At 70.6% G+C, this 12,551-nt stretch carries 13 protein-coding genes; 9 read left to right on the forward strand and 4 right to left on the reverse strand.

Annotated features, from left to right (window positions below; translation table 11 throughout):
* Positions 1–215: 215 nt before the first annotated feature.
* A complete protein-coding gene (locus ACOZ35_RS15990) occupies positions 216–482 on the reverse strand; it encodes a DUF7513 family protein (protein WP_424014487.1) in 267 nt (88 codons plus the stop codon).
* Positions 479–2,044, reverse strand: a complete 1,566-nt coding sequence (locus ACOZ35_RS15995; RefSeq protein ID WP_424014488.1) for a Na+/H+ antiporter NhaC family protein — start codon at positions 2,042–2,044, stop codon at positions 479–481. Before ACOZ35_RS15995 ends, ACOZ35_RS15990 begins: the two co-directional genes overlap by 4 nt.
* A gap of 389 nt (positions 2,045–2,433) precedes the next feature.
* Here ACOZ35_RS15995 and ACOZ35_RS16000 point away from each other — a divergent pair, with 389 nt between their 5' ends.
* The 4 genes from ACOZ35_RS16000 to ACOZ35_RS16015 are packed head-to-tail and all read left to right on the forward strand — an operon-like array spanning position 2,434 to position 5,158.
* Positions 2,434–2,901 carry a 30S ribosomal protein S15 gene (locus ACOZ35_RS16000; protein WP_424014489.1) on the forward strand — a complete coding sequence of 156 codons (468 nt, stop codon included), beginning with the start codon at positions 2,434–2,436 and terminating at the stop codon, positions 2,899–2,901.
* Between the two features lie 40 nt (positions 2,902–2,941).
* Entirely contained in the window at positions 2,942–4,168 is a 1,227-nt protein-coding gene (locus ACOZ35_RS16005; RefSeq protein ID WP_424014490.1) for an exonuclease RecJ, read from the forward strand.
* 1 nt (position 4,169) lies between these two features.
* A complete protein-coding gene (locus tag ACOZ35_RS16010) occupies positions 4,170–4,514 on the forward strand; it encodes a KEOPS complex subunit Pcc1 (RefSeq protein ID WP_424014491.1) in 345 nt (114 codons plus the stop codon).
* Entirely contained in the window at positions 4,511–5,158 is a 648-nt protein-coding gene (locus ACOZ35_RS16015; protein WP_424014492.1) for a 30S ribosomal protein S3ae, read from the forward strand. The genes ACOZ35_RS16010 and ACOZ35_RS16015 overlap by 4 nt, the downstream gene beginning before the upstream one ends.
* Positions 5,159–5,829: 671 nt before the next feature.
* On the opposite strand, the gene ACOZ35_RS16020 is transcribed toward ACOZ35_RS16015, so the two are convergent.
* The gene (locus ACOZ35_RS16020; RefSeq protein ID WP_424014493.1) at positions 5,830–6,402 is read right to left on the reverse strand and encodes a GNAT family N-acetyltransferase; all 573 of its coding nucleotides are present in this window, start codon (positions 6,400–6,402) and stop codon (positions 5,830–5,832) included.
* 113 nt (positions 6,403–6,515) lie between these two features.
* Here ACOZ35_RS16020 and ACOZ35_RS16025 point away from each other — a divergent pair, with 113 nt between their 5' ends.
* A complete protein-coding gene (locus ACOZ35_RS16025; protein WP_004596453.1) occupies positions 6,516–6,794 on the forward strand; it encodes a DNA-directed RNA polymerase subunit L in 279 nt (92 codons plus the stop codon).
* Between the two features lie 232 nt (positions 6,795–7,026).
* Positions 7,027–8,055 carry a glycosyltransferase family 4 protein gene (locus ACOZ35_RS16030; protein ID WP_424016087.1) on the forward strand — a complete coding sequence of 343 codons (1,029 nt, stop codon included), beginning with the start codon at positions 7,027–7,029 and terminating at the stop codon, positions 8,053–8,055.
* Positions 8,056–8,088: 33 nt separating this feature from the next.
* Here ACOZ35_RS16030 and ACOZ35_RS16035 read toward each other — a convergent pair whose 3' ends face one another.
* Positions 8,089–8,412: a DUF7510 family protein gene (locus ACOZ35_RS16035; protein WP_424014494.1), complete on the reverse strand. Its 324-nt coding sequence runs from the start codon at positions 8,410–8,412 to the stop codon at positions 8,089–8,091.
* A gap of 154 nt (positions 8,413–8,566) precedes the next feature.
* Between ACOZ35_RS16035 and ACOZ35_RS16040 the strand changes: the two genes are divergently transcribed.
* The 3 genes from ACOZ35_RS16040 to ACOZ35_RS16050 are packed head-to-tail and all read left to right on the forward strand — an operon-like array spanning position 8,567 to position 12,254.
* Positions 8,567–9,841: a Single-stranded DNA binding protein gene (locus ACOZ35_RS16040; RefSeq protein ID WP_424014495.1), complete on the forward strand. Its 1,275-nt coding sequence runs from the start codon at positions 8,567–8,569 to the stop codon at positions 9,839–9,841.
* Entirely contained in the window at positions 9,838–11,493 is a 1,656-nt protein-coding gene (locus ACOZ35_RS16045) for a hypothetical protein (RefSeq protein WP_424014496.1), read from the forward strand. The genes ACOZ35_RS16040 and ACOZ35_RS16045 overlap by 4 nt, the downstream gene beginning before the upstream one ends.
* Positions 11,493–12,254 (forward strand): metallophosphoesterase, encoded by a 762-nt coding sequence (locus ACOZ35_RS16050; protein ID WP_424014497.1) that lies wholly within the window; start codon positions 11,493–11,495, stop codon positions 12,252–12,254. Before ACOZ35_RS16045 ends, ACOZ35_RS16050 begins: the two co-directional genes overlap by 1 nt.
* The last annotated feature ends 297 nt before the right edge of the window (positions 12,255–12,551 follow it).

Here is a 12,551-nt window from a genome sequence, read left to right on the forward strand (position 1 = left end):
GACCGCAGGCGCGAACGGAGTGAGCGCCGAGGACCGCAGCGAGCGCATCGAGTCCTCGCGGCTGGGGCTTTGGAGGCGTTCGCCGTCGCTCCGCCGGCAGCCATTTATATGCGACCGGCTGGGGCTTTGGAGGCGTTCGCTGTCGCTCCGCCATCAGCCGTTTATAAACGATCGACGGAATCGATCAAAAAGTAAACCGAACCGTCGACCGCCGATTAGAACGCGCTCTCGCCCACCGTCTTCCGGTAGGTCGCTCGGCCGGCGTGCGCCGAGTCGTCCCACGACTCCACGTCGACGATGATCCGAGTGTTGATCGCGTCGTCCGGCGCGCCCTCGATCTGGAGCGTCGAGTCGCCGATTCGGGCGACGTGACCGCCGCCGTCCTCGCCGGTCACCATCACTTCGAGGACGTCACCGGCCGCGTAGTCCGGCCTCGACCCCCGGAACGACCAGCCGGCGAGGAACTTGTCGAAGACGCTCATGCGCGCGACACCTCCTCGGAGACGCGGTCGGGAATGTACTCCCGCCCGAAGCCGGTGATCGCGGCGAGGACGAAGATCGCCACGAGGAACCAGCCGTGGAACACGTACGGCACGACCTCGATCGGGTTGACGACCATCTCGGGGCCGTACTGGGAACCGAGGCCGTCGGGACCGACCATCACCTGGTACCCGACCAGGACGCCGCCCGCCCACGGGAAGATGTAGCCGAGCGCGGAGGTGTTGGCGTCGAGGATGTTCGCGCGGCGGTAGCCGTTGATGTTGAACTTCTCGCCGATGCGGGCGACGTACGGGGCGATCGCGATCTCCGCCGCGGTGTTGATCGTGATCATCCCGTTGATCGTCGCGGTGCCGAGGACCATCGTCAGCTCCGCGCGGCGGACCGTCGTCGCGACGCGGTCGAGGAGGAACGTCTGGATCGCCTCGAAGCCGCCGCCGCGGATCATGATCTGCGCCATCGCGACGATGAGCAGCGTGAGGACGATGAGCGGGAAGAAGCCGACCGCGCCGGAGTAGAGGCTCCCGCCGACGCCCGCGGTCTCACCGACCTCAACGACCGGGAGCCCGGAGAGCGACCCGGCCTCCGTGACGGTGAAGACGACGATGTCGCTGGCGCTCGACAGTCCGAACAGGAGGTTGAAGACGACCGCGACCAGCAGGCCCCACGAGATCGCCTCGACGATGTGGCGGCCGGCGACGGCGGTGAGGATGACGATCCCCATCGAGAGCAGGTGGACTAAGCCGAGCGCGTTCGCGGACTCGCGGAGCGCGACGGCGCCCTCAAGCTCCACGCCGGACATGACGGAGCCGGCGATCAGGTAGGCGACGAGCGCCGGGATCGCCGCCGCGATGGCGTACTTGAACCGCGAGGCGACGACGCCGCCGATGTCGGCGTCCTGTGTCACCGCGCTCACGATCGTCGTGTCGCTGACGGGCGCGAGGTTGTCACCGAAGACGGCCCCGGACAAGATCGCGGCGAAGAGCAACACCGGGTTCGCGCCGATGAGGACCCCGGCCGGGAAGAACAGGGTGACGAACGCAACGGTCGCGCCGTACCCCGTGCCGATGCCGGTCGCGAGAAGGCCGCACAGGATGAACGCGGCCGCCGGGAACGTCGCTGCGCCGACGTTCAGGGCGTCGGCCGCGAAGATGAGCCCCTCAACGAACCCGCCGACCTGGAGCGTCTCGGCGAACATGCCGGCCCACAGCCACGCGACGATCGCGGTCGCGGCCACGCGCTGGGTCATCCCCTCGAAGATGGTGTCCGCGTACGCCTTCCAGTCGCCGCGCACGAGGAACATCCCGAGCGTCGTCCCGATCAGCGCACCCACGACGAGGCCGTTGGTGTCACCGATCCCGAGGACGCCGCTCTGGAAGATCGCCCAGCCGATGAAGAAGGCGAGCGGGACCGTGCTCGCCCACTTCCCGCCGCGGAACTCGATCCGCGGGCCGTCGCTGTCCTGTTCGCCGACGCCGAACTCGCTTCCGTCGGGCGGGTCCCCGCCGTCGGTCGCCGACGGACCCTCGTCTGTCGTGTCGGTCATCGATCGTTCACAACCCTCCCGATACCGACGACCTACCTAAATCCTCCCCTCTGCGTAGAGTTCGCGCGGAACGAACCAGCGACTGACGCGGGAGAAACGGGTCGTGGCGGGCGCGGGGAGGGCCTCACCGCTCCAGTCCACAAGAACACGCTTAAGGACCCCGACGGCGACTCCACACACGGGAACAGCACAGCTGCAGATCCGACTCGCCGGGGCCCTTTCGCCCGCGGCTTGGGAATGTAGCAGTGCGCCGACGCCTCCGGCGTCGCGGTCGGTCGGGCCGCTCGCGCGGCCCGTCCGGTCGGATCGCTCGCTCCGCGAGGGATTCGTAGCCGCGCCGCGCGGAGTCGCGGTCACGTTGCGGTTGTGCCGTTCCAACCAGACAGACAATGGCACGAATGCACACGCGCCGTCGCGGTTCGTCCGGTTCGGACAAACCGGCGACGGACGAGACCCCGGAGTGGAGCGACGTCGACGCCGAGGACATCGAGTCCCGCGTCGTCGAACTGGCGGAGCAGGGCCACGACCCCAGCGTCATCGGCCTCAAGCTGCGCGACGAGGGCGTCAAGGGCGTCCCGGTCCCCGACGTGAAGCTGGCGACCGGCAAGAAGGTCACCGAGATCCTCGAGGAACACGACGCCGACGCCGACATCCCGGAGGACCTCCGCAACCTCATGACGCAGGCGATCCGCCTGCGCCGCCACATGGAGGAGAACGGGCAGGACCACCAGAACAAGCGCGCGCTCCAGAACACGGAGTCGAAGATCCGCCGCCTCGCGAACTACTACCGCGGCGACGAGATCGACGAGGAATTCACGTACACCTACGAGAACGCCGTCGAGCTCTTAGAGGAGTAAGCGGCCCGACGCGGCGACAGCCCACCACGAGACCCACCCCATGACCGAAGCGACGTCCGCCACGCCCGCCCCCGACGCGCTCGCCGGCGTCCTCGCAGACGCGCCGTTCGTTCGGCTCGTCGCGACCGACGACGGCGACGCGCTGGCAGCCGCGGGGCTGCTCGCGCGAGCGCTCCGAGCGACGGGCACGCCGTTCCAGGCGCGCGTCGACCCCGGCCCGGTCCCCGACGACGTCGACGACGGCGTCGCGGTGGCCGTCGGCGTCGACCGCGGCCCGCACGCGATTCCGGGCACGGGACGGCCGGCAAGCACGGCGGCCTTCGCGGTCGCCCGCGCGCTCGGCGCCGAGCCCGACCCCGTGGTCGCGCTCGCCGGCGTCGTCGCGGCCGGGTCGATTCCTGGCGCTGACGGCTCCGGCGACGCGCTCGACGCCGCGGAGCGGGCCGGCCGCGTCGAGCGCCGGCCCGGCGTCGCGCTTCCGGTTTCAGGTGCGACCGAGGATTCACCGTCCCGAGCCGAGGCCCTCGCGGCCTCGACGCTCGCGTCGACGCGGTACTCCGGCGACCCCGAGGCGGCGCGCGACGCGCTCGCCCCCCTCGGGCTGCCGGCTGACCCCGACGCCGACGATCGCCGGCGCTTCGCGTCGCTGGTCGCGGTCGACGCGGTCGACGGCGACGACGCGAGCGAGCGCGCGGCCTCGGCGGTCGAGCGCGCGCTCCGCCCGTACGCGACGGACGACCCGTTCGAGACGGTCGGCGGCTACGCCGACGTGCTCGACGCGCTCGCCCGGGAGGCGCCCGGGACGGGCGTCGCGCTCGCGCTCGCGAGTGACCCGGACCCGTCGCTCCGGTCGGCCGCGCTCGACGCGTGGCGCCGCCACGGACTGGCGGCCCACCGCGCGCTCGACGCCGCGACGGTCGGCCGGTACGACGGCTGCGTCGTCGCCCGCGTCGACGCCTCGCTGGCGGTCCTGCCGACGGTCGCCCGGCTCGTCCGGGACTTCCGATCGCCGGAGCCCGTCGCAGTCGCGCTCGACGAGGGCGCGGGTCGGCTGGCGGCCGCCGCGACCGGTGGGGGCCGCGCAGCGGGCGACGCGGCCGCCGAGCCGATCAGCCTCGGCGACGCCTGCCGCACCGCCGCCGGCGAGGTCGGCGGCGACGGCTGGGGGACCCCCGCACGCGGCGGGATTGCCGTCGAACCGGACGCAAGCGATGCGAGCGACGCCGACATTACGGCGGCGCTCGCTGCGCTCAGGGAGGCGATCTGAGATGGTCGACGACGCGAAACGGACCGCGACGGTCCGGACGACGCACGACGACGCCGCGACGGTCGCGGCCGCGCTCGGACCAGACGAGACCGACTCGATGCGCACGCGCGTCGACGGCGACGTCGTCGCCTGTGCCGTCGGGCGCCCGACGACCGGGGGGCTCCAGTCGACGCTGGACGACCACCTCGTGAACCTGCGCGTCGCCGACCGCGTGGTCGAGCGCGCTCAGTCGCATATCGCCGCGAACGCCGACACCGCTGCCGCCGCGGACGCCGACTCCACCGACACCCTCGACTCCACAGACGAACCGCAGACGACCGACACCGACACACAACCCGACATATGAGCGAACGATCCGTATCCAAGAGCAGAGAACAGAAGCGCTGGTACACCGTGCTGGCGCCCGAACAGTTCGACCGACAGGAGCTCGGCGAGACGCTCGCCGAGGAGCCCCAGCAGGTCGTCGGCCGCACGATCACGACGACGCTCGACCAGCTGACGGGCGACTCCAACGCGAACAACACGAAGCTGACGTTCAAGATCACCGACGTCGGCAGCGACTCGGCGTACACCGAGTTCATCAAATACGAGCTGACGCGGGACTACCTGCGCTCGCTCGTCCGCCGCGGCGCCTCGAAGGTCGAGGCGTCGATCACGGTGCTGACGACGGACGACTACCGGATCCGCGTCCAGCCCGTCGCGCTGACGACGAAGAAGGCGGACCGCTCCCAGGAGAAGGCGATCCGTCGGATCATGATCGACAAGGTCCACGCCGCCGCCGAGGAGCGCACCTTCGAGGCGTTCGTCGACGCGATCGTCGACGGGAACCTCTCGTCGGCCATCTACGGCGACGCCAAGGAGATCTACCCGCTGCGTCGCGTCGAGGTCCAGAAGCTGACCCTCGAAGCGCGCCCGCGCGAGGTCGCCGCCGAAGAGGAGGCCGCCGTCGACGTCGACGCCGACGAAGTCGCGGTCGACGCCGACGAGTAACGACTCGGCCGACCGACGCGACCCGTTTTGCGTTTATCGACCGTGTAGCGGCCGCGCTGCCGCAGGTCGTCGTGAACGAGGAACCGCTCGTGGCACTATTTATAAACCCAACTTCTGATCGGTGTGCGGAATAATGCGGTGGCGCGTGCCTGCGAGGCCGCCCCGCGGCCGAGCCGCGAGGGACCGAAGGTCCCTCTGGAAGCCGGCGCTCCGCGCCGGCGACAGCACGCGCGAGGGAGTCGCGAACGCCCGCAGGGCGTGAGCGACGAGGCTGGGGAGGCGTGAGGCTGTGGCCCCGCGAGCGACCGAAGGGAGCGAGCGGGAGTACGGAAGTCGCAGCCCGCGCAGCGAACGAAGTGAGCGAGCAGGAACGTCTTCCGGTGGTGCCGTGCGGTGCGGGGTGGGACTCAAAGGGGCAGCCGCGAGGCCGCAGTAGGCGTTCACGAGAGCAAAGCTCTCGTGAGCCAATCAGAACGCTCCGCGTTCTGATGACGACGTAAGCACCGCAGCGAGCAACGCGAGCGAGGAGCGCAACGAGCGTACTGCGGCCTCGCGGCTGGGGCTTTGGAGGTGTTCGCCGCCGATCTGGGATTAGTGGTTTATAAGCAAACGATTGGGAATCTGGCGGAGTCCGTCACCGATCCTCAATCAACGACTTATAAACAGTCCGCTCACTCCACCTCTCGTGTCAGCTGCTTCCGGTACGGCTCGAACCCCCGTTTCTCGTAGAACGCCGTCGCGCGCTCGTTGTCGATGTCCACGTCGAGGCGGAGTTCTCCGCAGCCCTGCCCGCGCGCATCTACCTCTGCTCGCCCCATCAACCGGTCCGCGAGTCCCGTCCCCCGATACGACTCGTCCACGTAGATATCGCCGACCACGAGCCGGTCCGGCCGGTCGAACACCTCCGGACACTCGTCAACGCTCGTCGAGATGAACGCGACGAGGTCGCGGTCCGGGTCGGGGACCCCGACGGGCGCGGGCTCCTCGGGATCGAGCGCCCCGGAATCGACGTCGCCCGGAGCGATTTCCGAATCGACCGACACGACCCACAGGCGACGGTCCGCGTCCTCACGGAGCAGGTCGAGCCGGAACGCGGCCTCCGCGGCGATCAGCTCGTCGTCGGGCCGGTCGGCGAGCGAGTGGGCGTCGACGGCGGCCGCGAGGTCGCGGTGGTAGGGAAGCCACAGCTCCCTCGCGTACCGCTCCGCGGCCGGCTCCGTCGCCGGCAACCGTCGGATCTCCATACGGCGGGCACCGGAGCGGGGGGCATACGCTTTCGGGTCGCGTGCGATCCGTCCGCATCCGTCGATATTCGGGAGACGAAAGCTTGAAACGCCGCTCGCCCGACCTCTCGGGTATGGAACTGCGGGTCATCGAGAAGACCGACACGGAACTCCACATCGAGATCGCGGGCGAGGACCACACGTTCATGAACGTGCTGAAGGGCGCCCTGCTGGAGTCGGACGACGTCGCGGCCGCGACCTACGACATGAATCCCGAGCAGTCCGGTGGGCAGACCGAGCCCGTCCTCACCGTCAAGGCCGAGGAGGGCGACCCGCTCGACGTGCTCGCGGACGCCGCCGGGTCGATCACCGAGCGCACCGACGCGCTGCGCGACGCGGTCCGCGCGGCCTGACCGCGGCGACTCGCTTCTCTGCGCCGCCTGACAGCGGACCGACTCGCTTCTCTGCGCCGCCTGACAGCGGACCGACTTCCTTCTCCACCCAGCCTGATCGCGGGCGACTTCCTTCTCCGCCCGACTCTCTCCGATTCCCTCCACCCCTTTCTGCCTCGCTTCGCCGCACGCCACGAGGGGCATACCTAAGTGCCGACTCCCGAAACGGGGGTGTATGCCGCCGAGCGTACTCATGCTGGGGTGGGGGTTCCCGCCGAACATCACCGGCGGGCTGGACGTCCACGTAGGGGAACTGTTCACCGGGCTTCGCGACGACCTCGGCGTCGACGCCACGCTGGTGTTGCCCGCGGAGTTCGCGCCCGACGACGAGCCGGGCCTCGAACCCGTCGAGACCGGCGAGGGCGACGTCGCGGCGCGGGTCGGGCAGCTCTCCGACCGCTTCGCCGAGCTCGCGCCCGACCACGACGTGATCCACACCCACGACTGGTTCGGGTACGGCCCCGGCCGCGCCGCCGCCCGCGAGTCCGACGCCACCTGGGTCTCCTCGTTCCACTCGCTGGCGAGCGACCGCAACATCGACCCGCCGAGCCGCGAGGTCGAGACCGAGCGCCGGCTCGCGAACGCCGCCGACACGAACATCGCGGTCAGCGAGATCGTCCGCGAAGACATCAGGGAGCTGTACGACGCGGACTCGCGGGTCGTGTACAACGGCTTCTCGACGCCGAAGTTCTCCGGAAAGGACGTGCGCGAGGACCTCGGTATCGACGGCGAGATGCTGTTCTTCGTCGGCCGCCACACCGACCAGAAGGGGATCTCCCACCTCCTGTACGCGACCAAGAAGCTGCGCGGCCGCGACGTGACGCTCGTCGTCGGCGGGTCGGGCCACCAGACCGACCAGCTGAAGCGGTTCGCCGAGCTGCTCGGCATCGAGGACCGCGTCGAGTTCGTCGGCTACGTCCCCGAGGCCGAGCTGGGTGACTACTACGCCGCCTCGGACGCGTTCGTCTCGCCCTCCTACGCGGAGCCGTTCGGGATCACGATCACGGAGGCCTTAGAAGCCGGGACGCAGGTCGTCGCGACCCCCTCGGGCGTCGCGGAGGTGCTCCCCGACGGCTGCCTCGTCGAGGTCGAGACGGACTCCGAGTCGATCGTCGACGGCCTCATCGAGGCGCTCGACCGCGAGGAGCCGCCGCAGTACGAGCGTCGCGAGTGGGGAGACGTCGCCGAGGACACGCTCGCCGTGTACGAAGACGTCGCCTAATCGGTCCGAACCCCCGCTTCGCGAATCCGTCCGTCAGTCCTCGCCGCCTCGGAACACGTCGAACTCCGTCACCGGCTCCGGATGCGTGACCCGGAAGCCGTCCGCGGTCTCCATCACGCCGCGCGTGCTGCCGGTCGCGCCGCCGTACGGGCTCTCCTCGCCGCCGGCGCCGGCGCCCTGGTACGGTGAGGTGTACGGGGACCCGGAGACCGGGTCGTCGAACCCCTCCGGCGGGAGGTAGATGCGCTCGCCGCCGTCCGACCGCACGACGACGGCGACGTCCCTCGTGCCCGTCACGTCGATGACCGTGCGGTCCTCGGCGATCCGCGCGTCGACATTGATGTCGGTGTCGTCCATGTGGGCCCCTGCGACCGGGAGCGGTTTAGCTGTGCCGGCGGCGCGGCGGGGGCGCGGGGCGCCGAGCCCGCGACGCCTCGGGGGGCGCCGACCCGGCGCGGGTCGCCCGAGCGGTGGTGAATCCTTTTGTGCGGCGGCGCCGAACCTCGCTTCGATGGACGTCAACAGCCATGCCGAGGAGCTCGCCTCCGACCTCGGCGTCGACAAAGAGGAGGTCAAAGCCGACCTGGAGAACCTACTGGAGTACAGCGTCCCGATCGACGAGGCGAAACAGAGCGTCCGCCGGAAGCACGGCGGCGGTGGCGGCGGGTCGTCGCCCACGCCCGACGCCGTCGACGTCGGCGAGATCACCACTGACCACGACGGCGTGACGGTCACGGTCAAAGTCCTCACCCAGGGGACGCGCACGATCCGCTACCAGGGCGACGACCTCACGATCCGCGAGGGAGAGATCGCCGACGAGACCGGCGTGATCTCCTACACCGCGTGGCAGGACTTCGGCTTCGAGCCGGGCGACTCGCTGACGATCGGCAACGCCGGCGTCCGCGAGTGGGAGGGGGCGCCGGAGCTCAACCTCAACGACTCGACGACGGTCGCCATCGCCGACGAGGAGGTCGAGGTCGACCGCGAGGTCGGCGGCGACCGCAGCCTCGTCGACATCAAGGCCGGCGACCGCGGCCGCAACGTCGAGGTCCGCGTGCTGGAGGTCGACGAGAAGACCATCTCCGGGCGCGACGGCGAGACGGAGATCCTCGAAGGGGTCGTCGGCGACGAGACGGCGAAGCTCCCCTTCACCGACTGGCAGCCGCGCTCGGAGATCGAGGCCGGCGCCGACCTCCGGATCGAGGACGTGTACGTTCGGGAGTTCCGCGGCGTCCCCTCGATCAACCTCACCGAGTTCTCGACGGTGACGCCGCTCCCTGACCCGGTCGAGGTCGCCGAGGACGCCCCGCGCCTCTCGGTCGCCGACGCGGTCGGCTCAGGCGGGATGTTCGACGTCGAGGTCGTCGGGAACGTCCTCGAAGTGCGCGACGGCTCCGGGCTCATCGAGCGCTGTCCGGAGTGCGGCCGCGTCGTCCAGAACGGCCAGTGCCGGAGCCACGGCGACGTCGACGGCGAGGACGACCTGCGCGTGAAGGCGATCCTCGACGACGGCACCGATACGGTCACGGTCGTCTTGGACGACGAGCTCACCGCCGAGGTGTACGGCGGCGGGCTCGACGACGCCCTCGACGCCGCGAAGGACGCGATGGACAAGGCGGTCGTCGCCGACGACATCGCTGACACGCTCGTCGGACGCGCCTACCGCGTCCGCGGGAACCTCTCGGTCGACGACTACGGCGCCACCCTCGACGCGGTCGAGTTCGAGCTCGCGGACGACGACCCGGCCGACCACGCCCGGGCCGCGCTCGCGGAGGTGGGCGAATGAGCGACGACGGGCCGGGCGCCCGGGAGGTCGCCTACCGGGTGTTCGCCGCCGAGTTCGACGACGCGTCCCTCTCCTACTCCGAGAGCGACGAGGAGCGCGCCCCGAACTACGTCGTCACGCCGACCGGCGCGCGCGTGAACCGCCTGTTCACCGCCGGCGTGCTCACCGAGGTCGAGCGCGTCAACGACGAGACGCGCCGCGGCCGCGTCGTCGACCCCACCGGCGCGTTCGTCACGTACGCGGGCCAGTACCAGCCGGAGGCGCAGACCTTCCTCGAACGCGCCGAGCCGCCGGCGTTCGTCGCGCTCACGGGTAAGGCGCGCACCTTCGAGCCCGAGGACTCCGACCGCGTGTTCACCTCCGTCCGCCCGGAGAGCCTCAACGAGGTCGACGCCGACACCCGCGACCGCTGGGTGGTCTCCGCCGCCGAGGCCACCCTCGACCGCCTCGCGGTGTTCGCGAAGGCCCTCGACTCCGACCTGCGGGGCGACGACCTCCGCGCCGCGCTGGAGACGGGCGGCGCTCCCGCCCCCCTCGCGGCCGGGATCCCGAAGGCGCTCGACCACTACGGCACCACCGCGGCCTACGCCGAGGCGGTCCGCCGGCTCGCGGTCGACGCCCTTGAGATGATCGCGGGCGACCGCGACGAGGTCCGTCCGCTCGACATCAGCCCCGACGAGGGCGACGCGACCGCGATCGGGCCGCTCCCGGACACCGACGTGACGGTCGCGGAGCCCACGGAGACGGTCGACAGCAAGGAGGTCGCGGGCGAGGACGACGACTCCGATCCGGAACCGTCTCCCGAAGAGGGCGACGCCGAACCCACCGCGGAGTCGGAGTCGATCGCAGAGTCGGAACCGACCGTGGACTCCGGATCGGCCGCCGATACCGACTTGTCACTCGACGACTCGACCGAGACGGCGACCGACGAGTCCGCCGAATCCCCGGCGGACGAAACGACCGATTCGGAACCAGATCCGTCTGTCGAGCCCGAGTCGCCCGGCGACGCGGGCGACTCCACCGAGAGTGACGCCCCGGTCGACGAGGACGACGCCGCGACCGGCGAAGGTGGGCTCGGCGACTTCGACGCCGACGGCGACGCGGACCTCGAACCTGACGCCGACGGCGACGCGGACGCGACCCCGGACCTCGACCCGGACGCCGACGCAGACGACATGTACCAGCTCGACGACGAGGAGCGCGAGGAGATCGAGTCCGAGTTCGGCACCGACTTCTCGACCGGGACCGAGGTCGACGAGCCCGGCGAGGCCGACATCGACGTGCCCGACCCGGAGGAACTCGCCGAGGAGGCCGAGGATCCCGCGGCGGCCGCGGACGACGCGGTCGCGCCCGGTGCTGAAAGCGACGAGCCCGAAGCCACCGACTCCACGACCGATGACGATGCCGAGGCTGGGGCCGAGACAGGCGGAGAAATCGACGAGGATGACGCCGGCGACGTCGACCTCGAAGCCGCGGCGGTCGCGGCGATGGACGACCTCGACGACGGCGACGGGGCGCCCCGCGAGGCGGTCGTCGAGCGCGTCGCCGACGAGCACGGTGCCGACCCCGGCGCGGTCGAGGACGCCATCCAGGACGCGCTGATGAGCGGGCAGTGTTATGAGCCCGGCGACGGGCTGCTCAAGCCGATCTGATGGCGCGGGTCGAGCCGGTCGTCGGCGAGCCCGCGGCCGTGGCCGACCTCGGCGGCGAGCGCGCGCTGCTCGTCGCGGACGTCCACGCGGGCATCGAGGTCGGCCTGCGCTACGAGCGCGGCGTCGAACTCGACTCCCGGGCCGACGCGCGCCGCGAGCGGCTCTGCGACCTCGTCGCCGAGACGGACGCCGACCGGCTCGTCGTTCTCGGCGACCTCGCACATCGGATCGGCGCGCCCGACGGCGACGAGCGCGATGAGCTGGAAACCCTAATCACCGCCGTCACGGACCGCGTCCCGATGACGCTCGTCGAGGGGAACCACGACGCGGGCGTCGCGGAGGCGTTCTCTGACGACCTCGACGTGATCGGAGCGGGCGGCGGCGTGCTCGGGGATACCGTCGCCGTCTGTCACGGACACACGTGGCCGGACCTCGAGCTGCTCGACGCCGACGTGGTGTGTATGGGCCACGAACACCCCCAAGTGCGACTGGAGGACGCGGTCGGCGGCTCGCGCGTCGAGCGCGCATGGCTCCGCGGGGCACTCGATCCCGCGGCGTTCGTGGAGGACGGCGGATACAAGGAGTACGGCGCCGACCCGCCCGAACTCGTCGTCTTCCCCGCGTTCAACGAACGCTCCGGCGGGACGTGGGTCAACGTCGAGGGGCAGTCGTTCCTCGCACCGTTCCTCCCTGCCGCGCTCCCGACTGGGGACGCGTACCTGCTCGACGGGACGCGACTCGGAGAGTACCGGCGGGTGTGAGGCGTCGCCGTTGGCCACGGCCCGCTTAGCCCGCGGCGGATCGATAACGTGTGCGTTCGTCGCTCGCACGCGCTGCCTCGGCCCGCTCTCTCGCTCCTCGTCGACGGGCACATAGGCGGTACTTTCACCGGGAATCTTGGTAATTCTCACGAGGCAAGAACAGCAAATCGGATCTCGACAGCCGCGAGTGTGTACGGTGAAACACCGTTCTTGGCTGTGTAGGGCGATCATTTCGACCTACGGAGGTCGTCGAACGCACATCAGATCGGGTCTTATTACCACGCCTGAAAACATGTC

Origin of the sequence: Halorubrum xinjiangense, from assembly GCF_049604745.1 — an archaeon.
Classification (GTDB): domain Archaea; phylum Halobacteriota; class Halobacteria; order Halobacteriales; family Haloferacaceae; genus Halorubrum; species Halorubrum xinjiangense_A.